We start from the raw sequence: 26228 nt of genomic DNA, 5'->3' as shown, positions 1-26228 counted from the left end.
CGGAGAGCAGGATGGGCAAGGCATTGCGGAAGCCCTGGACGGTCGCGGAGTTCGTCGCCTGGGAAGAGCGGCAGGTCGAACGCTACGAGTTCGTGGACGGGATCGTGCGGATGATGACCGGCGGGACAGCGGCCCATTCGACGATCATCACCAACCTTGTCGTCGCCTTGAGATCGGCCATGCGCAATGGCCCCTGCCGCCCTCTCGTGGACACGCCCAAGGTGGTGACCGCCTTCGCCAGCCTCTACCCGGACGTCGCCATCGTCTGCCAACCGGTCGAGCCCGATCGCACGACGCTGGACGAGCCGACCGTCATCATCGAGGTCCTGTCCCCCAGCACCGAGGGCGAGGACCGCGGCGGCAAATGGGCGGCGTACCAGACGCTGCCGTCCTTGGCCCACTACCTGCTGGTCGTGCAGAACGAGGCGCGGGTCGAGCTGTTCACGCGCGACGGGGCCGGCTGGCGGTTCCAGGTCTTCACCGGGCTGAACGCGGTGGTCGAGCTGTCCACGGTCGGGGCCGCCCTGCCGCTGGCGGAGATCTACGACGGCGCGCTCGGCTGACCGTCAGGAGCGGCCGCCGTCCTTGTGCCCGGCGCGCACCCGGTCGAGCGAGGCGCGAACCCGCTGGACCAGCGCGTCCGGTGTGTCGGGGCTGAAGGCCATGTAGAGCGGGCCGGAAATGGCGTCGAGGCGCAGCACCGGCACCACCCGGTCGGGCGGCAGCCCGGCGAGCTTCAGGCGCTGCAGCATGGCCTGGCGGTCGGAGGGCATCAGGTCGATCCGTCCGCCGAGCAGCATGGCCAGCCCATTCGCCTCGTCGGAGTATGTGGTGACCGCCACGCCCTGCTCCTGGAGATGGGTGGTCTTCACATCCCGCAGCAGGCCGCCGATCTTCCAGCGCGCCGCATCCGCCAACCCGGCCGGAGCGATCTCCGTACGGTCCGCCCGGCGGTAGAGATGGACGTCGTAAGAGGCGACCTCGCCCACCCACTTGAACTGTGTCTCCCGCTCCGCCGTCCGGGCGATCTGGAAGATCAGGACCTGGGGCCCGCGCCGCGCCGTCTCGTAGGCCCTGGCCCAGGGAAAGACCTCGATCGGCGTGCGCACGCCGAGGTCGTCCAGAACGGCCTGCACGAGGTCGGCCGCGACACCGCGCACCCGGCCGTCCACCTCCACGCTGAAGGGCGGGAAGCTGGTGGTCACGACACGGAATTCCGGCTCCACCGTCTGCGCCCATGTGGGTGCCGCGGTCAGCAGTGCGAGGAGTATCCAGACCACCCGAGGCGTCACCGCTCGCGCTCCTTGACATCGGGCCGCGCACCGGCCCTTTCCCTTCGCCGGCACCCGTGGCAAGACTCGTCCCCACTGGTGCCATGCCGACGATCGGGGAACGGGGAGAACCGCCATGAGCGAGAGCCGTCGCAATCCATACGAAACGGATCTGGACCGCAACGCGGCCAACAACGTCCCGCTGACCCCCCTGTCCTTTCTGCGCCGAACGGCCTCAGTCTATCCCGAAAGGGTTGCGGTGATCCACGGGTCAATCCACCGCAGTTGGAAGGAGACCTATCAGCGCTGTGTGCGCCTGGCTTCAGCCCTACACCGCCGTGACATCGGAATCGGCGACACGGTGGCGGTGATGGCGCCCAACACGCCCGAAGCGTTCGAGGCGCATTTCGGCGTGCCGATGTGCGGGGCCGTGCTGAACGCGCTGAACATCCGGCTCGACGCCGAGGCGCTCGCCTTCATTCTGGAGCATGGCGAGGCGAAGGTTCTGCTGACCGACCGGGAATTCTCCGGCGTGATCGATCGGGCCGTGCGGATGATGCCGCCGGAGCGCCGCCCGCTGGTGATCGACATCGACGACCCGCTGGCCAAGGGCGGCACCCTGATCGGGGCCATGACCTACGAGGCGTTTCTGGAGACCGGCGATCCAGGCTGGGACTGGCCGATGCCGGCCGACGAGTGGCAGGCCATCGCCCTCAACTACACCTCCGGCACCACGGGCAACCCCAAGGGCGTGGTCTATCACCACCGCGGCGCCACGCTGAACGCCATGGGCAACGTGATGACCTGGGCGATGCCGCACCACCCGGTCTATCTGTGGACGCTGCCGATGTTCCACTGCAACGGCTGGTGCTTCCCCTGGACCATCGCCGCCATGGCCGGCACCAACGTGTGCCTGCGCACCATCACCGCCAAGGCCATCTACGACTCCATGGCCGACCATGGCGTCACCCATTTCTGCGGCGCGCCGATCATCATGGGGCTGATCTGCAACGCGCCGGCCGACCAGCGGCGCGAGCTGCCGCGCGGCATCCGCATGATGACCGCCGGGGCCGCCCCGCCCGCCGCGGTGATCGAGGCCATGGAGCGCCAGGGCTTCGAGATCGCCCATGTCTACGGCCTGACCGAGGTGTACGGTCCCGTCACCATCTGCGCCTGGCACGAGCAGTGGGACGTGCTGTCGCTGGAAGAGCGCGCCCGGCTGAAGGCCCGCCAGGGCGTCAATTACGTGACGCTGGAGGGCGTGATGGTGGCCGATCCCGTCACCCTCGCCCCCGTCCCCTGGGACGGGCAGACGATGGGCGAGATCTTCATGCGCGGCAACACAGTGATGAAGGGCTACCTGAAGAACCCGCGGGCGACCGAGGAGGCGTTCCAGGGCGGCTGGTTCCACACCGGGGATCTCGGCGTCCAGCACCCCGACGGCTACATCGAGCTGAAGGACCGCTCCAAGGACATCATCATCTCCGGTGGCGAGAACATCTCGACCATCGAGGTGGAGTCGGTGCTCTATCGCCACCCCGCGGTGCTGGAGGCCGCCGTCGTCGCCCGCCCCGACGAAAAATGGGGCGAGACCCCCTGCGCCTTCGTGACGCTGCGCGACGGGGCGGACGCCACCGAGGCCGACATCATCGCCTGGTGCCGTACCCACCTCGCCCACTTCAAGGCCCCGCGCACGGTGGTCTTCACCACCCTGCCGAAGACGTCGACGGGAAAGATCCAGAAGTTCGTGCTGCGCGAGCAGGCGCGGGCGTTGACCGGGGGGTGACGGGGGGCGATGCGCGCCCTCACGCCACCTTGAACCGCCGCAGCGACAGCGGCAGTTCCTCGCCGGCCACCGCCTTCTGGTAGGCGATGGTCAGCGTGCCGAGCGCCGCCTGCCACTGGTCCAGCTTGGCGGTGTCCGGCACCTGCACGGTGCTGACGCCGCAGCGGACCAGCAGCGGGAACTGGTCGGCGATGACGTGGCCGGTGGCGCGGATCTCGCCAGTGTAGCCGAAGCGCTCGCGCAGCTCGCGGGCGACGGTGAAGCCGCGGCCGTCGCGGAACTTCGGGAAGTCCAGGGCGATCAGGCCGAGGCGCTGGAGATCCGGGGCGACGTCCGACGCCAGCGCGCCGGACGGCAGCAGCACGCCCAGCGGCGCGTCGCGGCCGGCGAGCGTCTCGCGCTCCTCCCGCCAGCGTTTCAGGCTGACCACCACGGCGCCCCCGGCGGGCACCGGCCGGTCGTCGGGCAGGATGGTCCAGGCGTCGGCGACGGCCTCACCGGTCTCACGCAGCAGCGGCATAGAGGGTCTCCTTGAAGGGCTGGATGCCGATGCGGCCGAGCGTGTCGATGAAGCGCTCGCCATCCTTGCGGTAGTGGAGGTAGACGTTCACCAGCGCCTCGATGGCGGCGGGCACCTCCTCCGCCGGCAGGGCCGGGCCGACGATGTCGCCGATGGCGGCGTCGATGCCGGCGTTGCCACCGACGGTGATCTGGTAGAACTCCACGCCCTTCTTGTCCACGCCCAGGATGCCGATGTTGGCCACATGGTGATGGCCGCAGGCGTTGATGCAGCCGCTGATGTTGATGCTCAGGTCGCCGATGGCGAGCTGGCGGTCGAGGTCGGCGAAGCGCTCGGAAATCCCCTGCGCGATCGGGATGGCCCGCGCGTTGGCAAGCGCGCAGTAGTCCAGGCCGGGGCAGGCGATGATGTCGCTGACCAGCCCGATGTTGGGGGTGGCGAGGTCATGCGCCTTCAGCTCCGTCCACAGGGCGTGCAGCGCGTCCTTGCGGACATGGGCCAGCACCAGGTTCTGCTCGTGCGCCACGCGGATCTCGCCGAAGCTGTATCGGTCGGCGAGGTCGGCCACCGCCTCCATCTGCTCCGACGTGGCGTCGCCGGGGATGCCGCCGATGGGCTTCAGCGAGAGGGTGGCGCAGATGTAGCCCGGCGCCTTGTGGGCGACTGTGTTGGTCGCCACCCAGCGGGCGAAGGCCGGGTCGCTGGCCTTCGCCGCTTCGAACTCCGGACAGTGCCCGGGCAGGTCGGCCAGCGGGGGCGGCGCGAAGCGCGCCTGGATGGCCGCCACGAGCTCCGGATCGAGCGCGAACTTTGGCCCGCGGATGCGCGCGAACTCGGCGTCCACATGGGTCAGGAACTTCTCGATCCCCAGCTCGTGCACCAGGATCTTGATGCGCGCCTTGTACATGTTGTCGCGGCGGCCGAACTGGTTGTAGACGCGCAGGATGGCTTCCAGATAGGCCAGCCCGTCCGCCTCCGGCACCCAGTCGCGCGCCTTCTTGGCGACGAAGGGGGAGCGGCCGAGCCCGCCGCCGACCCACACCTCGAAGCCCACCTCGTCCTCGGCGTTCCGCTTCGCCAGCAGGCCGATGTCGTGCACCTTCACCGCCGCCCGGTCAGCCGGGCTGCCGGAGATGGCGATCTTGAACTTGCGCGGCAGGAAGGAGAATTCCGGGTGGTTGGTCGACCACTGCCGCAGGATCTCCGCGTACACCCGCGGGTCGATCACCTCGTCCGCCGCCGCACCGCAGAACTGGTCGGTGGTGACGTTGCGGATGCAGTTCCCGCTGGTCTGGATGGCGTGCATGTTCACGTCCGCCAGCTCGCCCAGGATGTCCGGCGTCTCGGCCAGCTTGATCCAGTTGAACTGCAGGTTCTGGCGGGTGGTGAAGTGGCCGTAGCCCTTGTCGTGCACGCGCCCGATGTGCGCCAGCCGGCGCATCTGGGTGGAGCTGAGCACGCCGTACGGCACGGCGATGCGCAGCATGTACGCGTGGAGCTGGAGGTACAGCCCGTTCATCAGCCGCAGCGGCTTGAACTCGTCCTCCGTCAGGTCACCCGCCAGCCGCCGTTCGACCTGGCCGCGGAACTGCTCGACCCGTTCGTGTACGAACTCGCGATCGACGGCGTCGTACTGGTAGAGGCCGACCGGCCCGGTGCTGGAGGTCATGACTGGGATCCGTTCAGAAACGCTGTGGGTCAGAACGCGTAGGCGAGCGCCGACGCCTGCTTGCCGAGATCCGTCCGCACGCTGGGGCCGTTCGCCCGCAGCCACTCGCGGTAGCGCAGGGGCACCGGCCGGCCCTCGGACAGCTTGACATCGATGGCGTACACGTCGACCACGATCTGATCAAGCAGACCCTGCTTCGCAAGGGCCAAAGCGCCGTCGATGGCGCCGGCCTCGTACACCGCGGCCCGGTCGACCGTATCGACCCACAGACCGTCCTTTCCATACCAGACAACCGAGCCGTCGCGCAGGCGGTTCGCGGTGATGGCCTTCGTGCTCATGGCTTCTTCTTCCTTCAGGTGGGCTTGGGCGGTCACGCGCTCAGCGCAGCGGCGGCGCGGCCGGATGGGATGGGGGTGGATTCGGTGGATTGCTGCCAGGCGCCGAGCCAGCCGCGCACCCGCACCACCTCGCCGACGGCGATGATGGCCGGGGCCTTGGCCTGGAAGCGCACGGCGTCGCGGCCGGCGTGGGCGAGGCAGGTCTCGACGACGGTCTGGGTCGCGGTGGTGGCGCTGGACACGATGGCGACGGGCGTCATCGGCGGCTTGCCCGCCTCGATCAGCCGGCGGGAAATCTCCGCGATGGTGCCGAGCGCCATGTAGAAGACGAGCGCACCCGGCAGCCGGGCGAGCGTCGCCCATTCCACGGCCTCCGGCAGCGCGCCGGACTTGTCGTGACCGGTGACGAAGGTCGCGGTGGTGGCAAGGCCGCGATGCGTCAGCGGAATGCCGGCGTAGGCCAGCCCACCGATGCCCGCGGTCACCCCCGGCACCACGCGGAAGCGGATGCCGGCCTCGGCCAGCGCCAGGCACTCCTCCCCGCCGCGGCCGAAGACGAAGGGATCGCCGCCCTTCAGCCGCAGCACGCGGTGGCCCTGCCGGGCCAAGGATACGAGCCGCTCGTTGATCTCCGCCTGCTTGGGCGACGGACGGCCGCCCCGCTTGCCGAGATCGACCAGCTCGGCCTGCGGCCCGGCGAGGTCGAGGATGTCGGCCGAGACGAGCGCGTCGTGCACGACCACGTCCGCCTCGTCCAGCGCCTTGGCGGCAAGCAGGGTCAGCAGACCCGGATCGCCGGGGCCGGCACCGGCCAGCCAGACGCTGCCCGGATCGAAGGCGGGAAGGCGGAGCTTCGCAAAGGGGGTCACGGCAGCCAACCCTCCTCGGTGGCGAGCAATTCGACCGCGCGGTTGATCGCCGCACCGTCGGCACCTTCGGCCCGCATCCGGTCGCGCAGATCCGCGGCGCGATCGAGCCGCTTGGCCCAGACGGCGGGGAACAGCCGCTCCAGCGCCAGCCGCAGGAGGCGCGAGAGGCCGGGGCTGCGCCCGCGGGTGGACACGGTCAGCAGCAGGTCGCCCCGCCGCACGATCGACGGGACATGGAAATCACACAGCGGGATCACGTCCTCGACGTTCACGAGAATGCCGAGCGCGCGCGCCTCGGCCGCCAGCGTCTCCCCCGCGTCGTCGGCCAGACCTGCCACGAACAGCACATGCACGCCGGCCAGATCGGCGGCGTCGGGCATGCGCGGCTGATAGGTCTCCCCCGCCAGCGCTTCCAGCGCGCCGTCGCCACCGGGCGCGAAAACCGCCGGGCCGGCCCCGCCGGCACGCAGCAGCTCCAGACGGCGCAGGGCCAGCGGCCCTGTGCCGACGAGCGCGATGCGCAGCTTTGCGGGATCGATGATCAGCGGGATCATGCTCGGGCTTTCACACTGTACGTGCCGTTGAATTTTCCAGCGGCGCTGTGGTTTCAACATATGTGTTTTACCGCCGCGCCGGTCAAGCAATCAACACATTTCACGCGCCGCCGGTTCCTATTGCACATATCTCGCATGCTAAAAATTAGGCCCTTGTCGCGAAGTTGAATATGTGGAATCGTGATGAAGCACAGTTCATTTGTGTGGATACAATAGACATGTTGGCCTCCTCCCACGATCCGGCACCGGTTGCGCTCGACCAGCGCGCCGCCCAGCTCAACCGGCGTTTCGCCCATCTCGCCGGGGTCGCGGTCATCGACGCCATCCAGCGGGACTGTCCCGGCCGGCTGGCGGTGGTGTCGTCCTTCGGCACGGAATCGGCGGTGCTGCTGGCCCTGGTGGCGGAGGTGGACCCGTCCATCCCGGTGATCGCCATCGACACCGGCAAGCTGTTCGGGGAAACGCACCGCTACCGCGACGATCTGGCGCACCGGCTGGGTCTGACCGACCTGCGGGTGGTGCGGCCGGACGCTGCGGCCGTGGCGGAGCGGGATGCCGACGGGCTGATGTTCACCCGCGACGCCGACGGCTGCTGCCACATCCGCAAGACCCTGCCGCTGGAGCGCGCGCTGCACGGGTTCGACGCCTGGATCACCGGGCGCAAGCGCTTCCAGTCGACCACCCGCGCCTCCCTGCCCCTGTTCGAGGCGCAGAACGGCCGCATCAAGGTCAACCCGCTGGCCAGTTGGACGCGCCAGCGCATCGAGGACGAGTTCACCCGGCGCGGCCTGCCGCGCCATCCGCTGGAGGCAGACGGCTTCCCGTCGGTCGGTTGCTACACCTGCACCGATCGTGTCGCCTCCGGCGCCGACCCGCGTTCCGGCCGGTGGGCCGGAACCGCCAAGACCGAATGCGGAATCCACACCGCCGGAACCGGAATCATCCCATGACCGATCTCGACCAGCTCGAAAGCCAGAGCGTCTACATCCTGCGCGAAGCCTACAACCGCATCGACAAGCTCGCCCTGCTCTGGTCGATCGGCAAGGACAGCAACGTCCTGCTCTGGCTGTGCCGCAAGGCCTTCTTCGGCCGGGTGCCCTTCCCCGTCGTGCAGCTCGACACCGCCATGGAACTGCCGGAGGTCTACGCCTTCCGCGACCGCATCGCGCGGGAATGGGAGTTGGACCTGAAGGTCGAGCAATGCCCGCCGGAAGAGGCGATGGACCCCACCCTGCCTCCGCTGACCCGCGCCGCCGCCCGCAAGACCGAAGGCCTGCGCAACCTGCTGCGCGACGGCGGCTACCAGGGGGTATTCGTCGGCATCCGCCGCGACGAGCAGGCGACCCGCGCCAAGGAACGCATCTTCAGCCCGCGCACACTCGACGGTGCCTGGGACGTGAAGGACCAGCCGGCGGAGTTCTGGGACCATTACAAGACCCGCTTCGCCGAGGGCACCCACGTGCGCATCCACCCGTTGCTGCACTGGACCGAGATCGACATATGGCGCTATTCCAAGCGCGAGGAAATCCCGATCGTGCCGCTGTATTTCGCGCGCGACGGCCAGCGTTACCGTTCGCTGGGAGAGAAGAACATCACCTTCCCGGTCGCCAGCCATGCCGCGACCATCGACGACATCATCGCCGAACTGGCCGTGACCCGCGTGCCCGAGCGCGCCGGCCGCGCCATGGACAACGAATCAGAAGACAGCTTCGAGCGGCTGCGCAGCGCGGGGTACATGTGAGATGGACACGCACAACACGAGCAAGGGGCAGCTCCGCATCGTCATCGTCGGCCATGTGGACCACGGCAAGTCCACCCTGATCGGCCGTCTGCTGCACGACACCGGCTCCCTGCCCGACGGCAAGGTGGCCCAGGTCCACGAGATGAGCCGCAAGCGCGGCATGCCCTTCGAATGGTCCTTCGTCATGGACGCGCTCCAGGCCGAACGCGACCAGGGCATCACCATCGACACCACGCAAATCCACTTCAAGACGGCGCAACGCCCCTACGTCATCATCGACGCGCCGGGCCACGCTGAGTTCCTGCGCAACATGGTCACCGGGGCCGCCGGGGCCGACGCGGCGCTGCTGGTCATCGACGTGCGCGAAGGTGCCCTGGAGCAGTCGCGCCGGCACGCCTACCTGCTGCACCTGCTGGGGGTGCGGCAGGTGGCGGTGGTCGTCAACAAGATGGACCAGGTCGGCTTCAACGCCTTCCGTTTCGACGGGGTGGCCGGGCAGATCACCCGCTACCTGGAGGAGCTGGGCATCCGCCCGACCGCGGTCATCCCGGTGTCCGCCCGGCACGGCGACTTCATCGTCAGCCGGACGGAGGAGGTGGACTGGTACAAGGGACCCACGGTGGTTGAGGCGGTGGACGCCTTCGAGCCCGCGCGGGCGCCGGTGGACCAGCCCCTGCGTTTCCCGGTGCAGGACGTGTACAAGCCCGACGACCGCCGCATCATCGCCGGCCGTATCGAGAGCGGGCGGCTGCGCGTCGGTGACACGCTGCGCTTCGCCCCCGACAACACCACGGCGCGCGTCGTCTCCATCGAGGGCTGGAGTGCGGCACCCGCCATCGCCGCCGCCGCCGGCCAGTCGATCGGCATCACGCTCGACAAGCGTGTGTTCGTGGAACGCGGCCATGTCGCCGTGCTCGACGGCACGCCCGTGGGTACGGCGTACCGGCTGACTGTACGCCTGTTCTGGCTGGCGCCTGGCACGCTCGCGGTGGGGCGTACGCTCACCCTCAAGCTCGCCACGGCCGAGCACCGGGTGACCGTCGAGGCCATCGAGTCCGTGGTCGACATCGAGGATCTGTCCACCGCCCCCGCCAAGGCCGTCCGCCGCAACGAGGTGGCGGAGGTGGTGCTGCGCAGCCGCTCGCCGGTGGTGCTCGACCGGGCGGACGTGCTGCCGCGCACCGGACGCGGCGTGCTGGTGGACGGCCATGACGTGGTCGGCGGCTGCATCGTTCTCGATTACGAGGACACGGGTGCCAACCTGCACGCGGTGGGGCACGCGGTGGCCCCGGCGGAGCGGGCCGCGGTCAACGGCCACGCCGGCGGCATACTGTGGCTGACCGGCCTGTCCGGGTCCGGCAAATCCACCCTGGCGCTCGGGCTGGAGCGGACGCTGTTCAAGCGCGGCTGGCAGGTCTTCGTGCTGGACGGCGACGGCATCCGCAAGGGGCTGGGCGCCGGGCTCGGCTTCTCCCCCGACGACCGCGCGGAGAACATCCGGCGGGTGGCCGAGACCGCGAAGCTGTTCGCCGACGCCGGCATGGTGGTGATCGCCTCCCTCGTGTCTCCCGCCCGTACCGACCGCGAGCGGGCGCGGATCATCGGAGGAGCGGCCTTCCACGAGGTGCATGTGGCCGCCGACCTTGCGATCTGCGAGGCGCGCGACCCCAAGGGCCTGTACAGCAAGGCGAGGGCCGGTGAGATCCCCGCCTTCACCGGTGTCTCCGCCCCTTACGAGGAGCCGGAAGCGCCGGAACTCTCCGTGGACACGGGCACCCTGTCGCAGGTCGAAGCACTGGACCGGCTGCTCGCCTACGCTGTGGGTGCGTTCGGGAACGGCGCTGTTTCGCGCGAAGACTTCGCGATCTGAGAACGCGCGGGCGTCGGTGGTCGCGCAGGCCACCGACACCCGTCCGGTCATATATAACAGATTGAATTTGCTGTATTGATTCAAAAATCCCTCTTTTCGCGCGGGAAAAATGCTGCCACGGTTTCCAATACGCAAACAAAATCGCGCAATTACCACCCCCAGATTCGTTCGGGAGAAATCCATGACGTTCCTCAACAAACGTCTGTCCGGTCTGGCGTTCGTGGCGGTGCTCGCCACGATGGGCGTCGGTTCCGCCTCGTCGCAGGACACGCTCCTCAACGTCTCCTACGACCCGACGCGCGAGTTCTACGTGGAATACAACACCGCCTTCGCGAAGACGTGGCAGGCGGAGACCGGGCAGACGGTCCGCGTGCGGCAGTCGCACGGCGGCTCCGGCAAGCAGGCGCGCTCGGTGATCGACGGGCTGGACGCCGACGTGGTGACGCTGGCGCTCGCCTACGACATCGACGCCATCGCCGACGCCGGACTGCTGGCCAGGAACTGGCAGACGCGGCTGCCGCAGAACAGCTCCCCCTACACCTCGACCATCGTGTTCCTGGTCCGCAAGGGCAACCCCAAGGGCATCAAGGACTGGGACGATCTGGTGAAGCCGGGCGTGCAGGTGATCACCCCCAACCCGAAGACCTCGGGCGGCGCCCGCTGGAACTATCTGGCCGCCTGGGCCTACGCCAAGGAGAAGAACGGCGGCGATGACGCGAAGGCCGAGGCCTTCGTGAAGGACCTGTTCAGGAACGTGCCGGTGCTGGACAGCGGGGCGCGGGGCTCCACCGTGACCTTCACCCAGCGCGGCATCGGCGACGTGCTGCTGGCCTGGGAGAACGAGGCCCACCTGTCGCTGAAGGAGTTCGGCCAGGACAAGCTGGAGATCGTCATCCCCTCCCTGTCGATCCTGGCCGAGCCGCCGGTGGCGGTGGTGGATTCGGTGGTCGACCGCAAGGGCACCCGCAAGCTGGCCGAAGCCTATCTCCAGTTCCTCTACACCCGCGAGGGGCAGGAGCTGGCGGCCAAGCATTTCTACCGCCCGCGCAACCCCGACCTCGCGCGGCAGTACGCCGACCGATTCGCCAATGTGAGGCTGGTGACGATCGACGACACCTTCGGCGGCTGGCGGGCGGCGCAGGCGCGTCATTTCAACGACGGCGGCGTGTTCGACCGCATCCTGCCGGGAGCGCGGTGAACCGTGGCGGTGGAGGCGACCCTGGACCGGCCCCGCGTTGGAATGGGTGCATCCCCCGCGAAGCCGCGGCGGATCATCCCCGGCTTCGGCATCACCCTGGGCTTCACCCTGGCCTATCTCGGCCTGATCGTGCTGATCCCGCTGGCGGCGCTGATCCTCAAGTCCTCCGGGATCGGGCTCTCCGGCTTCTGGAGCACGCTGAGCTCGCCGCGCGTGCTGGCGGCCTTCCGGGTGTCCTTCGGCATCGCGCTGGCCGCCGCCGCCATCAACGCGGTGTTCGGCATGCTGGTCGCCTGGGTGCTGGTGCGCTACCGCTTCCCCGGCAAGGGGCTGGTGGACGCGCTGGTGGACCTGCCCTTCGCCCTGCCGACCGCCGTGGCCGGCATCGCGCTGACCGCGCTTTACGCGCCCAATGGCTGGATCGGCAGCCTGCTGATGCAGTGGTTCGGGCTGAAGGTGGCTTTCACGCCGCTCGGCATCCTGGTGGCGATGACCTTCATCGGCCTGCCCTTCGTGGTGCGCACGGTGCAGCCGGTGCTGCAGGAACTGCCGCCGGAGGAGGAGGAGGCCTCGGCCTGCCTGGGCGCCAGCCGGGCCCAGACCATCGGCCGGGTGGTCCTTCCGGCGCTGCTGCCGGCTCTGGTGACGGGATTCGCGCTCGCCTTCGCCCGCGGGGTGGGGGAATACGGCTCGATCATCTTCATCGCCGGCAACATGCCGGGCGTGTCGGAGATCGTGCCCCTGATCATCGTCACCAAGCTGGAGCAGTACGACTATGCCGGGGCGGCGGCAGTCGGCACGATGATGCTGGCCGTGTCCTTCATCCTGCTGCTGGTCCTGAACGCCCTGCAACACTGGATGAGGGTGCGCCATGCGCGTTGACCGCTCCGCCCTCACCGACCCGGCCTGGGTCCGCGTGGCGCTGACCGCCACGGCGCTGCTGTTCCTGGCGCTGTTCCTGGTGCTGCCTTTGGCGAGCGTCTTCGTGGAGGCGTTCCGGCGGGGCTTCGACGCCTATTGGAAGGCGATCACCGAGCCGGACGCGGCGGCGGCGATCCGGCTGACGCTGCTGGTGGCGGTCATCGCGGTGCCGGCCAACCTGATTTTCGGCATCGCCGCCTCCTGGTGCATCGCCAAGTTCGACTTCCGCGGCAAGAACCTGCTGATCACCCTGATCGACATTCCCTTCTCGGTGTCGCCGGTGATCTCGGGTCTGGTCTATGTGCTGCTCTTCGGCCTGAACGGGCTGCTCGGCCCCGTCCTGCGCGAGCAGGGCATCCAGATCATCTTCGCCCTGCCCGGCCTTGTGCTCGCCACCATCTTCGTCACCTTCCCCTTCGTGGCGCGGGAGCTGATCCCGCTGATGCAGGAGCAGGGCACGGAGGAGGAGGAGGCGGCGCTGGTGCTGGGCGCCGGCGGCTGGCAGACCTTCCGGCGGGTGACCCTGCCCAACATCAAATGGGGCCTGCTCTACGGGGTCCTGCTGTGCAACGCCCGCGCGATGGGCGAGTTCGGGGCGGTGTCGGTGGTGTCCGGCCACATCCGGGGCGAGACGAACACCATGCCGCTCCATGTCGAAATCCTCTACAACGAATACAATTTCGTCGCGGCCTTCGCGGTCGCCTCGCTGCTCGCCTTCCTCGCCCTGGTCACGCTGGTGGCCAAGACGCTGCTGGAATGGCGCTTCGGGGCGGAGCTGGCGGCCACGCGGCGGTGAACGGGAGCATCGAGACCATGTCCATCGTCCTGAACGGCATCACCAAGCGCTTCGGCAACTTCCTTGCCCTCGACACTGTGGATCTGGAAGTGCGGGCGGGTGAGCTGCTGGCCCTGCTGGGGCCGTCCGGTTCCGGCAAGACGACCCTGCTGCGCATCATGGCGGGGCTGGAGTTTCCCGATGCCGGGACCCTGCGCATGGACGGCGAGGACGCCACCGACCGCAAGCCGCGCGACCGGCAGGTGGGCTTCGTGTTCCAGCACTACGCGCTGTTCCGCCACATGACGGTGTTCGACAACATCGCCTTCGGGCTGAAGGTGCGCCCGCGCGGCGAGCGCCCGTCCGCCACCGCGATCCGCGCCAAGGTCGAGCAGCTTCTGAGCCTCGTTCAACTCGAACAGTTCGCCGGCCGCTACCCGACGCAGCTCTCCGGTGGCCAGCGCCAGCGCGTGGCGCTCGCCCGCGCGCTCGCCATTGAGCCGAAGGTGCTGCTGCTCGACGAGCCCTTCGGCGCGCTCGACGCCAAGGTGCGCAAGGATCTGCGCCGCTGGCTGCGCGGCCTGCACGACGAGATCCACGTCACCAGCGTCTTCGTCACCCACGACCAGGAGGAGGCGCTGGAGCTCGCCGACCGCGTGGCCGTCATGGGTCATGGCCGCATCGAGCAGATCGGCACCCCGACCGAGGTCTACGACCGGCCGGCCAGCGCCTTCGTCTTCGACTTCCTCGGCAACGCCAACAAGCTGGAGGGGGTGGTGGAGGACGGCGTCGCCCGGCTTCCCGGCAACCTGTCCGTCGCCGTGCGGGGCCGCAAGCCCGGCCGCGCCCTGGCCTTCATCCGGCCGGACGACATCACGCTCGCCCACGCGCCGGACGGCCCCGCCCGCATCACCGCCATCCACGCCATCGGCCCGACCGCCCGTATCGACGTGGACCTGGACGGCACCGCCCTGGAGGTCGCCCTGCCCCGCACCGGGCTGGAAACGCTGGCGCTGCGCACGGGGGACCGCTGCCGGGTGTCGCTGGGGCAGGTGCACCTGTTCTGAGGCGCGGCGCGCCGGCCCCGGTGACCGACCGGAGCCGGTGCCGGAGCGGCGGGAGGTGGCGGCGCATCGGCGCGCCGCTACGTCCCGGACGGCCAGTTGTAGCCTTTCATGAAGTCGAGAAAAGCGCGCATCGCCGCGCTCGGCAGACGGCGGTTGGGGTAATACAGGAACCAGTGCGGCAACGTCGGGCTCCAATCCGCGAGAAGCTCCGACAACCGACCGGTCCGGATATGGGGCTTGGCATAGTCATCAAACACATGCGCGATGCCCCGGCCGGCCAGCGCCGCTTGCAGTTCGTTGTGCACCGAGCTGACGGTCAGCCGCCCCGTGGGGGTCACGTCGATCTCATCGTTCCCATCGGCAAACCGCCACGTCACGAGGGTGCCGCCAGGGAATCGACGCTTTATACAATCATGATTGACGAGATCTTGCGGGACCCGCGGCATCCCGCGCCGTTCGATGTAATCCGGGGAAGCCACGATCGCATATTTGAGGGCGGGCCCGAGCGGGACCGCGATCATGTCCTGCGCCAACTGTTTGCCGAACCTGACCCCGGCATCGAAACCCTGCTCGACGATGTCTATTACAGCCGCATCGCTGATGATTTCGAGATTCACGTCACGAAACCGATCCATGAAGTCGAAGGCCAGCGGGCAGAGAAGATGATCGACGGCCGGCGCCGGCGCATTGATCCGCAATGTCCCGGATGGGCTATCCCTCAACTCGTCGATCTCCGCGATCGCGTGCCGTATATCGCTCAGCGCCGGCGCCAGACGTTCAAGAAGGCGTTGTCCGGCTTCCGTCGGGGCGATGCTGCGCGTTGTACGATTGAGGAGCCTGATGCCGAGCGCGTTTTCCAAGGTGCTCATCGTCTGGCTCAAGGTCGATGAGGAGACGCCGCGCTCGAGCGCCGCCGCGCGGAAACCGCCACAGCGAACGATCGAGACGAACACATCGAAGCTGTCCAGACGAACCGGATTCATTGATTGGAAATCCTGATCAGGGTGATCGGCTTTGTACATATTATCAGCGCAATCCTCCCATGTCATGGTTGGCCCGGCGTCAACCGCCGCCTCCGCCGGCGGCTTTTCACCGGCCGAATCCGGCCGCTCGCGACCAAACGGCGCGAGAGAACGCCCAACCAGGAAGGGATGAGCGATGAGTGCCTTCACGCTGAACCGACGCGCCATCATGCTGTCCGCTGTGACGGGTGCCGCGGGCATGGTCGTCCCAGGCCTGGGTGGCTCCGGCAGCGCGAACGCCCAAGCCGTTTCCTCGGCGGGCGGCAACGCCGGTCACTACCGCTTCCGTGTCGGCGCGATCCACGCGACGGTCCTGAGCGATGGCGTCATCGGCGGTCCACCGCGGATCTACGCGAGCGACGCGCCCGAGGCCGCGTTGCAGGAGGTGCTGCGGCAAGCATTTCTTCCCACCGACCACCTGACGCTCAACTTGAACACGCTGCTGATCGAAACCGGTGAACGGCGGATTCTCATCGAGGCGGGCGCGGGCGCGACGATGGGTCCGAACGGCGGCCGCATCTTCGCGAACCTGGCCGCGATCGGCCTCGGTCCGGCAGACATCGACACGATCGTGATTTCACACACCCATCCCGATCATGTCGGCAACCTCAGGACCGCGGACGGCGGCAAGGCCTTCCCCCGCGCCACGGTTTTCGTGCCGAGGGCGGACTGGGATTTCTTCGTCCGCACCGATCCGGACCTCTCCTACATGCCTGTGCCGGAGGATTTCCGCCGGAGATTCGCGGCCGCGATCAAGAGCAGCCTCGGGCCGGTCATGAAGGATGTCGAACTCTATGAAGCCGGCGCCGAGATCGTGCCCGGCCTCACGACGCTCGCCGCCGCCGGCCATACGCCGGGCATGGCGACATTCCTCGTCCACTCCGGAAACGACCAGTTGCTGCTGACCGCCGACCTCGCCTATCACCCGGTTGTCAATATCGACAATCCCTGGCGTCCAGGCCCCGACCGCGACAAGGACACCGCCCTCGCGTCCCGCCGGCGCATCTTCGACAGGGCCGCCGCTGATCGCGTTCCGGTGCTCGGCTTCCACTTCCCGTTCCCCGGCCTCGGCAGGATGCTCAAGACCGACGGCGGCTACGCCTGGGTTCCCGCCAACTGGCAGTTCTGACCCGTCCGGAGACAGAACCGGAGATCGCCCGAACAGGCGGAACGGACCGGTAAGGCCCCTCGTCGGAATCTCCCGTGATGATCCCGACAAGGGGGCCGATACCGTCGGTCACGGCGAGACCCGTCCCCTACCCCCGCAGCGCCGCCGCGTGGTGGGCGAGGTGGTCGCCCATGAAGGACGCGATGAAGTAGTAGCTGTGGTCGTAGCCATCCTGGCGGCGCACCGTCAGCGGGATGCCGGCGGTGGCGCAGGCCGCTTCCAGAAGCTCGGGACGGAGCTGGCCGGCGAGGAACTCGTCGCCGGTGCCCTGGTCCACCAGCACCGGCTTCCGCCATGCGGTGGACGCCGCCAGCGCGGTGGCGTCGTAGGCCGCCCAGGCCGCCTCGTCCGGTCCGAGGTAGCCGGTGAAGGCATTCCGCCCCCATGGCACCTGCGACGGCGCCACGATGGGCGAGAAGGCGGACACCGACCGGTAGCGGTCGGGGTGGCGGAAGGCCGAGACCAGCGCCCCGTGGCCGCCCATGGAATGGCCCATGATCCCCTGCCGCGCCATGTCCAGCGGGAAGGCGCCGCCGACCAGCGCCGGCAGCTCCTCCGTCACGTAGCTGAACATGCGGTAGTTGGCCGACCACGGCTCGGCCGTGGCATCGACGTAGAAGCCGGCCCCCGAGCCGAAGTCGTAACGCTCGTGCTCGCCCGGCAGATCCAGCCCGCGCGGGCTGGTGTCGGGGAACAGCAGCGCCAGACCATGCTCCGCCGCGTAGCGCTGGGCGCCGGCCTTGGTGGTGGCGTTCTCCCACGTGCAGGTCAGGCCCGACAGGTAGGTGACCAGCGGCACCGGCCCCCGAGCCGCCTGCGGCGGCAGGTAGAGCGCGAACTCCATGGCGCAGCCGAGCACCGCGGAGCGGTGCCGGTGCACCTCCTGGACGCCGCCGAAGCAGACGTGCCGCTTCAGCCGTTCCAGTCCCTGTTCACCCGCCATCAGTAGAGCACCACCGAGCGGATCGACTTGCCCTCGTGCATCAGGTCGAAGCCCTCGTTGATTCGCTCCAGCGGCATGGTGTGGGTGATCAGGTCGTCGATGTTCAGCTTGCCGTCCATGTACCAATCGACGATCTTCGGCACGTCGGTGCGGCCGCGGGCACCGCCGAAGGCGCTGCCCTTCCACACGCGCCCCGTCACGAGCTGGAACGGCCGGGTGGAGATTTCCGCCCCCGACGGCGCCACCCCGATGATGACCGACTGGCCCCAGCCCTTGTGGCAGCATTCCAGCGCCTGGCGCATGGTGGTGGTGTTGCCGATGCATTCGAAGCTGTAGTCGGCGCCGCCCTTGGTCAGGTTGACCAGATAGGGGACGAGGTCGCCCTCGACCTCCTTGGGGTTCACGAAGTCGGTCATGCCGAATTTCTCGGCCAGTTCGCGACGCGCGGGGTTGAGATCGACGCCGACGATCTGGGCGCAGCCGACCATGCGCGCGGCCTGCACCACGTTCAGCCCGATGCCGCCCAGCCCGAACACCACCACGCGCGAGCCCGGCTCCACCTGGGCCGTGTAGACCACGGCGCCGACGCCGGTGGTGACGCCGCAGCCGATGTAGCAGACCTTGTCGAAGGGCGCGTCCTCGCGGATCTTCGCCACCGCGATCTCCGGCAGCACCGTGTACTGGGCGAAGGTGGAGGTGCCCATGTAGTGCCAGACCGGCTCGCCGTTGATGCTGAACCGGCTCTGCCCGTCCGGCATCACGCCGATGCCCTGGGTCGTGCGGATCGACTGGCACAGGTTGGTCTTGCGGCTGAGGCAGTATTCGCACTGCCGGCATTCCGGCGTGTAGAGCGGGATGACGTGGTCGCCCTTGCGAACGCTGGTCACGCCGGGACCGACGTCCACCACGATGCCGGCGCCCTCGTGCCCGAGGATGCAGGGGAAACGCCCCTCGCTGTCCAGGCCGGACAGGGTATAGGCGTCGGTGTGGCAGATACCGGTGGCCTTCAGCTCGACCAGCACCTCGCCGGCGCGCGGGCCGTCCAGAGTGACGGTCTCGATGCTGAGCGGCTTGCCGGCCTCGAAGGCGACCGCGGCTTTCACGTCCATACCCGTTCCCCTGATTGTTCGTTCGTGTTCGTCGGCACGCCCGTTGGCGTGCCAACGTTTATAGCGCGGGGGATCGGGCCGGGACACCCCTTATGCGGCCGGCACCACTTCCAGATCAGGCGCTGCGCACCTCCGTCAGGAACTGGGTGACCGCGCTGGACATCGCGAGCGACCGTTCCGTCAGCATGCGCGCCGTGTCGTGCACCGCCGACGCCGCCTGCTCCGACGCGTTGGACGACCGCAGCACGCCGTCGATGGTGTTGGCGACCTCCTGCGTCGCGGTCGCCTGCTGCTCGACAGCCGCCGCCACCGCGGCGGTGACGCCGTCGATGCGCTGGACGTCGGTCTCGATGCTCTGGATGGCGCCGACAGCCGCGCCCGTGGCACCATGCATCGCACGCACGAGTTCCTCGATCTCTCCCGTCGCCCGCTCGGTCTGCGCCGCCAGCGCCTTGACCTCACCGGCGACCACGGCGAATCCCTTGCCCGCCTCGCCGGCCCGCGCCGCCTCGATGGTGGCGTTCAGCGCCAGCAGCTTGGTCTGGGACGCCACGGCGACGACCAGACGGAAGACCTTCTCGATGCGCTGGGCGATCTCGGTCAGCCCGTTGATATGGACCAGCGACTCCTGGGCGCGCGACACGCTCGACCGGGTGGCCTGCGCGGCGTCGGCGATGCGGCCGGAGATTTCCCGGATCGACGCGCTGAGCTGCTCGCTGGCCGAGGAGATGACGGAGGCCTGGGTGTTGGTGGATTCCGCCAGCGAGGCCATCTCGTCGGCGGTGGCCTCCAGCCGGCGCGCCTCCTCCGTCAGGGTGCCGACGGCACCGCCGACGTTGGATTCGAAATCATCGGCCAGCTTCGCCTGACGGCTGACCACGGACCAGGTGAGCATGGCCGCGATATAGGTGCCGTCCTCTTCGCGGATCGCCGAGACCTTGAGGTCGAGGGTTTCACCGCCCAGGCGGATGCGGGTGCGCCAGGGAAGCCGGGACGGGTCGGCGAGAATCGCCCGCTGATGGGCGGGGTGGCGGTGGAACACGTCGATCGAGGTGCCGACGATGTTCGCCGGGTCGATGGGCAGCAGGTGGCGCAGACCCTGGAGCGTGTCCTTGCTCGACTGGTTGGCGTAGGTGATCGTCCCGGTCGCGGGATCGGCCACCAGCACCGCGACCGGCATCTCGTCCAGCATGCGCAGCAGGTGCCGGGTCCGGCGCTCCGCCTCGACCTCGCGGGTGACGAGCTGCCAGGACAGCATCAGCGACACCACACGGTCGCCGGAGCGCACGGCGCTGATGTGCAGATCCATCACCTGCCCGCCCAGGCTTATGCGGGCCTTGTGCGGCAGCCGCCCCGGATCGGCCAGCATCGTGCGCTGGCGCATCGGGGTCCGGTGGAAGATGTCGATCGACTGGCCGACCAGCTTGTCGGCTGGCACGGGCAGGACATCCTGGATCGTCTTCAGCGTCTCGACCGTCGCTTTGTTGACGTACGTGATCTCAAAGGTCTTCGGATCGCAAAGGATGATGTTGGCCGGCACCTGATCGGTCACCAGCTTGGCGGTTTGGAAAAGTCGCATCGCGTCCCCCGATTGCATGGTCCGATCCGGGGGCCGCGTGACACGTCCATCCCCGAACTCATACTTTGGTGCCTATTGACATCCAAAGCGCCTATTGACCATGCAGGCCTTGTGCCATATGTCAAATCACGTTGGGAAACCGTGCTTCAGCCCGAACCGCGAAGGCACGCGCCGCGCGATGGAGCGGGCATGCGCAGAATGCATCGCAAACTGCATCGCACGATGAAGCGCCGGCCTTCGAATCGCCCTTTCATCGCGGTGGAGGCTTGTGGCTCTATTCGCCCGGCGCGGCCCGCCCGCCGCGCGCCTTGGGAAAGCCGATGGTAGCACTGCTTCAAAGTCATGGCGGCGGTCTGTCGCCGCAGAGCCCGCAGCTCACGCTCGGGGCCAAGATCCGTATGATCAACTGGGGGCTCGTGCTCCTGGTCTGCCTCATCTCCGCCTTCGGCGTGGCGCTGCTCTATTCGGCGGCTGGCGGGCAATGGGACCCCTGGGCCAAGGCGCAGCTCATCCGCTTCATCCCCGGTTTCGTGGTGATGCTGGTGATCGCGCTGGTCGACGTGCGGCTGTGGCTGAAGTCCGCCTATTTCATCTATTGCGCGGTGCTGGCTCTGCTGGTGGCGGTGGAGATCATGGGCCACATCGGCATGGGCGCCCAGCGCTGGATCAACCTGGGCTTCTTCGTGCTGCAGCCGTCGGAGCTGATGAAGCCGGCGCTGACCCTGGCGCTGGCGCGCTATTTCCACGGGCTGACGCTGGACCAGATCGGCCGGCCGCTTCTGCTGATCCCACCCCTGACGCTGATCGTGCTGCCGGTCGGGCTGGTTCTGCTGCAACCGAACCTTGGCACGGCGCTGCTGCTGATCCTGGGCAGCGGCGCCATCTTCTTCGCGGCCGGCGTGCGGCTGTGGAAGTTCATCGTGGCGATCGGCGCCGGGCTGGGCGCCATCCCCATCGGGTGGGAGTTCCTGCACGACTATCAGCGTCAGCGCGTCTACACCTTCCTCGACCCGGAGACCGACCCGCTCGGGGCCGGCTACAACATCCTTCAGTCCAAGATCGCGCTCGGCTCCGGCGGCCTGTTCGGCAAGGGTTTCATGATGGGCTCGCAGAGCCAGCTCATGTTCCTGCCAGAAAAACACACCGACTTCATCTTCGTCGTGCTGGCGGAGGAGTTCGGGATGGCGGGGGCCGTGCTGCTGCTGTTCCTCTACATGCTGCTGCTGATCTATGGAGTGGTGATCACGCTGTCCTGCCGGAACCAGTTCGGCCGGCTGGTCGGCGTTGGGCTCACCACCTCCTTCTCGCTCTACATGTTCGTGAACGTCGCCATGGTGATGGGCCTGATCCCGGTGGTCGGCATCCCCCTGCCGCTGGTGTCCTACGGCGGCACGGCGATGATGACGCTGATGATCGGCGTCGGCCTGCTGCTCAGCGTTTCCGTGCACCGCGAGCTGCGGATCCCGCGCAGCGGTCTCGGGGAGTTATCGGCTCCCCGAGCGGCGTTTCCTCAGGCCTGCTTGGCGTCGATGATGCCGCGGCGGATGGCGCGGGTGCGGGTGAACAGCTCCTGCAACCGGTCGCCCTCGCCCCAGCGGATGGCGCGCTGGAGCGCGGTCAGGTCCTCGGTGAAGAGCTGGAGCGTTTCCAGCACCGCCTCGCGGTTGTTCAGGAACACGTCGCGCCACATCACCGGGTCGCTGGCGGCGATGCGGGTGAAGTCGCGGAAACCGCCGGCGGAGAATTTGATCACCTCCGACTTGGTGGTCTCCTCCAGGTCCGACGCCGTTCCAACGATGGTGTAGGCGATGAGGTGCGGCAGGTGCGAGGTGATGGCCAACACCCGGTCGTGATGGGCTGCGTCCATCGTCTCGACGTTGGAGCCGCAGCGGCGCCACAGCCCGGCCACCTTCTCCACCGCGTCCGCGTTGGCACCCGTCGGCGGGGTGAGGATGCACCAGCGCCCGTTGAACAGCGACGCGAAGCCGGCCTCCGGCCCGGAATGCTCGGTGCCGGCCACCGGGTGGCCGGGGATCAGGTGCACGCCGTCGGGCACATGCGGGCCGATGTCGCGCAGCACCGCCTGCTTCACCGAGCCGACGTCGGTCAGGATGGTGCCCGGCTTCAGGCGCGGCGCCAGCCGCTCCCCCATCTCGGCGAAGCTGCCCATGGGCGTGCAGAGGATGACGAGGTCGGCCCCATCGACGGCGGCCTCCAGGTCGGTCGTCGCCTCCGCCACGATGCCGAGTTCCAGCGCCTTGGCGCAGGCGGCCTCGCTGCGGTCGCCGCACACCACCGTACGCGCCAGCCCATAGGCCGGCACCGCGCGGGCGAGCGACGACCCGATGAGTCCGATGCCGATGATGGCGATGCGGTCGAAGAGCGGTGCGGTGGCGGTCATGATGGATCCCGGAGCCGGGTTACTCGTCGCCCGCTTTAAAGCACCAAGCCGCGCCAACCGCCAAGCGGAAGTTTCGGGACATGCCACATCATGCGACAAACCGGCAAAGCCGCTACGGTTGTCTTGCCCGGGAGAACGCGACTATCGTGACGTATCGTTAAGAGGTGCACGCCGCCATGATCGGAACTCTCGCGGACCTTCTCCATCCCCACAGCCCGGCCGAACTCGAGCGTGCCATTTTGGAGCATCGCCCCCTGTTCCTGCGGGGGGACCGCACACAGGAGTTCCAAGCCCTGGTGTCCTGGGAGGAGATCGCCGGCCTGCTCACCATCGACCATCTCCAGACCCATCGGGTCCGCGTGGTCCGACAGGGCCGCGACCTGCCCGTGGAGATGTTCACCCACCCCCCGACATTCACCGACACCCCGACAACGGCCAACGGCCGCAGGCTGGCGGCGGAACGCTTTCACGACCTGTGCCGGCAGGGCGTCAGCCTGGTCGTCAACCGCATCGAACAACGGCTGCCGCGCATCGCCGCCATGAACGCGGTGGTGGAACGCCATCTCCAGGCGCCGGTGATCACCAACGCCTATGCGAGCTTCGAGCGACAAAGCGCGTTCCCGATACACTGGGACGACCAGAATGTCCTGATCCTCCAGGTCCGGGGGCGCAAGCGATGGTCGCTGTTCGGCCAACCGCATCGGCTGCCCTCGAAGGACAGCCACGCCTTCCCGAGTCCGGGGCCGGTGGCGGCCGATGAGCCGGCATTGGACCGGGTGATGGAGCCGGGGGACATCCTGTACATCCCCCGTGGCGAGGTGCATCGGGCCGAAGCTGCGGGTCCGGATTCCCTCCATCTCACCGTCACCGTCATGCCCCCACGCGGCGACGACGCCGTTCGCTGGCTGCTCACGCAGGCCATGGACACCGAGGAGATATTGCGCCGCGACATCACACCACTGGCTGGCGCCGAGGCACTTCGGGAGCAGGAGGCCAGCCTGCGCGCAACCCTGCACCGGCTGCTCGACAGCCTCGATCTGGATCGATTCCTCACCTATGAGAACCGTAGACGCGAGCCGGCCCGCCCTCTGACCCTCGGCGTGTTCCCCCTTCAGGGGCAGGACGTCCAGGTGTCGCCGGCGCTGCTCCGGCCGGTCGCGCTGCCGGACGGGGACCACGCGGTGGTTCACGCGGGTTCCATTCGTCTCCAAATGTCCGCGGACGAGCGGACGGTGCTAGGCCTGCTGATGGAGCGCGGCGGCCTCTCACCCGCGGACATTGCGCAGTGCTTGCCGGGCCTCGCCCCGGCGGCATTGGAAACGGCGCTCGCCGCCCTGGCTCGCAAGTCGCTGGTTTTCGTGTTTCCCGACTGACCGGAGTATCGGCCCCGTCACCCCTTCAGAAACGCGTCCAGCGCATCCACAACGGCTGTCATCTCCTCGCCGGTGCCGATGGTGATGCGCAGGCAGTCGGGCAGCCCGTAGGCGTTCATCTGCCGCACCAGGATGCCGCGGCCCTTGAGGAACTGGCGGGCCGCCTCGGCGTCGTCCTTGCCGCCCGGCTGGCCCTTGAAGGAGACGAGCACGAAGTTGGCGATGCTCGGGTGCACGGTCAGGCCGAGCGCCTGCGCCTTCTCCACGAACCAGCCCCGCCACTCCTCATTGTGGGCGCGGCTGCGGTCCAGGAATTCCGGATCCTCGAGCGCCGCGACGCCGGCCGCCTGCGCCGCACCCGACACGTTGAAGGGGCCGCGCACGCGGTTAAGGATGTCGGCCACCCCGGCCGGGCAGTAGGCCCAGCCCAGCCGCATGGAGCCGAGCGCGAAGATCTTCGAGAAGGTCCGCGTCATCACCACATTGGGGAAGCGGTCCACCAGCTCCGCGCCGGCGCCGTAGTCGTTGCGGGTGACATATTCGGCGTAGGCCGCATCGATCACCAGCAGGACGTTGGCCGGCAGGCCGGCGTGCAGGCGCGCCATCTCCTCGGTGGTGAGGAAGCTGCCGGTCGGGTTGTTGGGGTTGGCGACGAAGACGATCTTGGTGCGCGGCGTCACCCGCGCCAGCAGCGCGTCGACATCGGTGGTCAGGTTGGTCTCCGGCGCCGCCACCGGTGTGGCGCCCACCGACTTGGCGGCGATCGGGTACATCAGGAAGCCGTGGGCGCTGTACAGCACCTCGTCACCCGGCCCGGCGTAGGCGCGGCACAGCAGCCCGATCAGCTCGTCCGAGCCGGCCCCGCAGACGATCCGCTCGGCGTCGAGACCGAAGCGGCGGGCCAGCGCATGGCGCAGCTCGGTCGAGCCGCCGTCGGGGTAGCGGTGGATCTGGCCGGCGAGGCGGGCGTAGGCCTCCATCGCCTTCGGGCTCGGCCCCAGCGCGCCCTCGTTGGACGCAAGGCGGATGGAGCCGGCGGCCTCGCCGCCGATGTAGGGAGCGATGTCGAGAATGCCGGGCCGGGGCACCGGAGCGGTCGGGGATGACATGGCCTGAACCTTGGAAGACGGAAGGAACGGAAGGGGTGCTCAGCCCTTGCGGCCGTCCTGCGGGAAGGACAGCGGCACAGCGTAGCCGCCCAGCGTGATGACCCGCACCGGCATATCGCTGAGCCGGGCGATCAGCGCCGCCACGCGCGGGTCGTCGGGAGCCACGAAATCGGCGATCTCCACCAGATGCACCGACGGGCCCTGCGGGTCGCGCGAATGCCAGGTGCAGAAGCTGGTGGGCGGCAGGCGGTTCGCCTCCAGCGCGTCCTTCAGCCGGCCGCGGCTGAGATCGGCGCCAAGCTCGATGCCCAGCAGCGTGCGGTCGTCGCCGGTCGGCTCGTGCGGGATGGGACCAATGGCAAGCGCGTCGCGATCCTCCCCCCGCGCGTTGCCGCGCCCACAAAAGGGAAGCCGCGCCACCACACGCGGCGTACGCCCGTCGGCGTTGACCAGGAAACGCCACCAGGGGTCGGCGTCATCCTCCGCCGGATAGGGGACGATGCCGACGGTGGCGTTCCCCTCCGCCACGGCGCGCAGGGCGGCGGCGGGCGAGTTCACGGCGGTCATCGGCACGGCGCTGCCGAAATGGTCGCGCGCAATGTCCCAATAGCCGCGCCGGTCCTCCGGCGCGAAGACGGCGATGGCGAAGGGCCCCTGGAGGCGGGTCAGCGCCGAGATCATCTCGCGCCACATCCGCACCATCACCTGTGGCGGGAAGGACCCGGCATGGCGCGCCATCAGCCGGCGGAGGATCACCGCCTCGCGGGCCGGGCGCAGGTTGATCCCGCCCTCGATCCCCTTCACGTGCCCAACCTGCTCCACGATCCGGGTGCGCCGCATCAGAAGATCGTGGATGGCGTCATCGATCTGATCGATCTCGCGCCGCAATTCGTCGAGTGAGGGTGTCGAGGACATCTTGGGGTTAATCCGGGGACCGATGACGGT

At 68.5% G+C, this 26228-nt stretch carries 24 protein-coding genes and 1 pseudogene; 12 read left to right on the top strand and 13 right to left on the bottom strand.

Features of this window, described 5'->3' with window-relative positions:
• The first annotated feature begins 11 nt into the window (after window positions 1-11).
• A complete protein-coding gene (locus HL658_RS03110; RefSeq protein ID WP_180280408.1) occupies window positions 12-563 on the top strand; it encodes a Uma2 family endonuclease in 552 nt (183 codons plus the stop codon).
• A gap of 3 nt (window positions 564-566) precedes the next feature.
• Here HL658_RS03110 and HL658_RS03105 read toward each other — a convergent pair whose 3' ends face one another.
• A complete protein-coding gene (locus HL658_RS03105; RefSeq protein ID WP_180280407.1) occupies window positions 567-1292 on the bottom strand; it encodes a transporter substrate-binding domain-containing protein in 726 nt (241 codons plus the stop codon).
• Between the two features lie 115 nt (window positions 1293-1407).
• Between HL658_RS03105 and HL658_RS03100 the strand changes: the two genes are divergently transcribed.
• Window positions 1408-3057, top strand: coding sequence for an acyl-CoA synthetase (locus tag HL658_RS03100; protein WP_180280406.1), 1650 nt, complete (start codon window positions 1408-1410; stop codon window positions 3055-3057).
• Window positions 3058-3076: 19 nt separating this feature from the next.
• Here HL658_RS03100 and HL658_RS03095 read toward each other — a convergent pair whose 3' ends face one another.
• From HL658_RS03095 to HL658_RS03075, 5 genes are read right to left on the bottom strand one after another with little or no spacing between them, the layout of a single operon-like run.
• On the bottom strand, window positions 3077-3577 hold the full coding sequence (locus HL658_RS03095) for a DUF934 domain-containing protein (RefSeq protein WP_180280405.1): 501 nt from the start codon (window positions 3575-3577) through the stop codon (window positions 3077-3079).
• Window positions 3561-5246: a nitrite/sulfite reductase gene (locus HL658_RS03090; protein ID WP_180280404.1), complete on the bottom strand. Its 1686-nt coding sequence runs from the start codon at window positions 5244-5246 to the stop codon at window positions 3561-3563. The genes HL658_RS03095 and HL658_RS03090 overlap by 17 nt, the downstream gene beginning before the upstream one ends.
• Window positions 5247-5275: 29 nt before the next feature.
• Entirely contained in the window at window positions 5276-5584 is a 309-nt protein-coding gene (locus tag HL658_RS03085) for a DUF2849 domain-containing protein (RefSeq protein ID WP_180280403.1), read from the bottom strand.
• Window positions 5585-5616: 32 nt separating this feature from the next.
• Window positions 5617-6453 carry a uroporphyrinogen-III C-methyltransferase gene (gene cobA, locus HL658_RS03080; protein ID WP_180280402.1) on the bottom strand — a complete coding sequence of 279 codons (837 nt, stop codon included), beginning with the start codon at window positions 6451-6453 and terminating at the stop codon, window positions 5617-5619.
• A complete protein-coding gene (locus HL658_RS03075) occupies window positions 6450-7007 on the bottom strand; it encodes a precorrin-2 dehydrogenase/sirohydrochlorin ferrochelatase family protein (RefSeq protein WP_180280401.1) in 558 nt (185 codons plus the stop codon). The genes cobA and HL658_RS03075 overlap by 4 nt, the downstream gene beginning before the upstream one ends.
• Before the next feature lie 218 nt (window positions 7008-7225).
• Between HL658_RS03075 and HL658_RS03070 the strand changes: the two genes are divergently transcribed.
• From HL658_RS03070 to HL658_RS03040, 7 genes are all read left to right on the top strand, one after another.
• A complete protein-coding gene (locus HL658_RS03070; RefSeq protein WP_180280400.1) occupies window positions 7226-7957 on the top strand; it encodes a phosphoadenylyl-sulfate reductase in 732 nt (243 codons plus the stop codon).
• Complete coding sequence (cysD, locus tag HL658_RS03065; RefSeq protein WP_180280399.1) at window positions 7954-8748, top strand: sulfate adenylyltransferase subunit CysD; 795 nt, start codon at window positions 7954-7956, stop codon at window positions 8746-8748. Before HL658_RS03070 ends, cysD begins: the two co-directional genes overlap by 4 nt.
• Before the next feature lies 1 nt (window position 8749).
• Window positions 8750-10618 (top strand): adenylyl-sulfate kinase, encoded by a 1869-nt coding sequence (gene cysC, locus HL658_RS03060; protein ID WP_180280398.1) that lies wholly within the window; start codon window positions 8750-8752, stop codon window positions 10616-10618.
• Between the two features lie 181 nt (window positions 10619-10799).
• Window positions 10800-11816 carry a sulfate ABC transporter substrate-binding protein gene (locus HL658_RS03055; protein WP_180280397.1) on the top strand — a complete coding sequence of 339 codons (1017 nt, stop codon included), beginning with the start codon at window positions 10800-10802 and terminating at the stop codon, window positions 11814-11816.
• A 42-nt stretch (window positions 11817-11858) separates the two neighbouring features.
• Window positions 11859-12698 (top strand): sulfate ABC transporter permease subunit CysT, encoded by an 840-nt coding sequence (gene cysT / locus HL658_RS03050; protein ID WP_180280396.1) that lies wholly within the window; start codon window positions 11859-11861, stop codon window positions 12696-12698.
• Window positions 12688-13533 carry a sulfate ABC transporter permease subunit CysW gene (cysW, locus tag HL658_RS03045; protein ID WP_180280395.1) on the top strand — a complete coding sequence of 282 codons (846 nt, stop codon included), beginning with the start codon at window positions 12688-12690 and terminating at the stop codon, window positions 13531-13533. Before cysT ends, cysW begins: the two co-directional genes overlap by 11 nt.
• Window positions 13534-13550: 17 nt before the next feature.
• Complete coding sequence (locus HL658_RS03040) at window positions 13551-14579, top strand: sulfate/molybdate ABC transporter ATP-binding protein (RefSeq protein ID WP_180280394.1); 1029 nt, start codon at window positions 13551-13553, stop codon at window positions 14577-14579.
• 77 nt (window positions 14580-14656) lie between these two features.
• Here the strand turns inward: HL658_RS03040 and HL658_RS03035 are convergent, their stop codons facing one another.
• On the bottom strand, window positions 14657-15751 hold the full coding sequence (locus HL658_RS03035; RefSeq protein ID WP_343054985.1) for a LysR family transcriptional regulator: 1095 nt from the start codon (window positions 15749-15751) through the stop codon (window positions 14657-14659).
• Here HL658_RS03035 and HL658_RS03030 point away from each other — a divergent pair.
• A complete protein-coding gene (locus HL658_RS03030) occupies window positions 15738-16730 on the top strand; it encodes an MBL fold metallo-hydrolase (RefSeq protein ID WP_180280393.1) in 993 nt (330 codons plus the stop codon). The two genes, HL658_RS03035 and HL658_RS03030, sit on opposite strands and share 14 nt — an antisense overlap.
• Window positions 16731-16857: 127 nt before the next feature.
• On the opposite strand, the gene fghA is transcribed toward HL658_RS03030, so the two are convergent.
• The 3 genes from fghA to HL658_RS37605 all read right to left on the bottom strand — a co-directional run bounded on the left by fghA (window position 16858) and on the right by HL658_RS37605 (window position 20400).
• Window positions 16858-17712 (bottom strand): S-formylglutathione hydrolase, encoded by an 855-nt coding sequence (fghA, locus tag HL658_RS03025; protein ID WP_281378653.1) that lies wholly within the window; start codon window positions 17710-17712, stop codon window positions 16858-16860.
• Window positions 17712-18821, bottom strand: coding sequence for an S-(hydroxymethyl)glutathione dehydrogenase/class III alcohol dehydrogenase (locus HL658_RS03020; protein WP_180280392.1), 1110 nt, complete (start codon window positions 18819-18821; stop codon window positions 17712-17714). Before HL658_RS03020 ends, fghA begins: the two co-directional genes overlap by 1 nt.
• Before the next feature lie 115 nt (window positions 18822-18936).
• Window positions 18937-20400: a methyl-accepting chemotaxis protein gene (locus tag HL658_RS37605; RefSeq protein WP_180280391.1), complete on the bottom strand. Its 1464-nt coding sequence runs from the start codon at window positions 20398-20400 to the stop codon at window positions 18937-18939.
• A gap of 320 nt (window positions 20401-20720) precedes the next feature.
• On the opposite strand from HL658_RS37605, the pseudogene rodA reads away from it, so the two are divergent.
• A pseudogene (gene rodA, locus HL658_RS03010) lies at window positions 20721-21878 on the top strand (rod shape-determining protein RodA); the annotation flags it as partial.
• 32 nt (window positions 21879-21910) lie between these two features.
• On the opposite strand, the gene HL658_RS03005 reads toward rodA, so the two are convergent.
• Window positions 21911-22801, bottom strand: coding sequence for a prephenate/arogenate dehydrogenase family protein (locus HL658_RS03005; RefSeq protein ID WP_180280390.1), 891 nt, complete (start codon window positions 22799-22801; stop codon window positions 21911-21913).
• A 176-nt stretch (window positions 22802-22977) separates the two neighbouring features.
• Here HL658_RS03005 and HL658_RS03000 point away from each other — a divergent pair, with 176 nt between their 5' ends.
• Window positions 22978-24174 carry a JmjC domain-containing protein gene (locus tag HL658_RS03000; protein WP_180280389.1) on the top strand — a complete coding sequence of 399 codons (1197 nt, stop codon included), beginning with the start codon at window positions 22978-22980 and terminating at the stop codon, window positions 24172-24174.
• Window positions 24175-24191: 17 nt separating this feature from the next.
• Here the strand turns inward: HL658_RS03000 and hisC are convergent, their stop codons facing one another.
• A complete protein-coding gene (gene hisC / locus HL658_RS02995) occupies window positions 24192-25283 on the bottom strand; it encodes a histidinol-phosphate transaminase (RefSeq protein WP_180280388.1) in 1092 nt (363 codons plus the stop codon).
• A 39-nt stretch (window positions 25284-25322) separates the two neighbouring features.
• Window positions 25323-26198: a chorismate mutase gene (locus tag HL658_RS02990; protein ID WP_180280387.1), complete on the bottom strand. Its 876-nt coding sequence runs from the start codon at window positions 26196-26198 to the stop codon at window positions 25323-25325.
• Between the last annotated feature and the right edge of the window lie 30 nt (window positions 26199-26228).

This window comes from Azospirillum oleiclasticum, from assembly GCF_013423485.1.
GTDB lineage: Bacteria > Pseudomonadota > Alphaproteobacteria > Azospirillales > Azospirillaceae > Azospirillum > Azospirillum oleiclasticum.
Note: the sequence above shows the minus strand (reverse complement) of the source record. Positions and strands in the feature narration are given on the sequence as shown.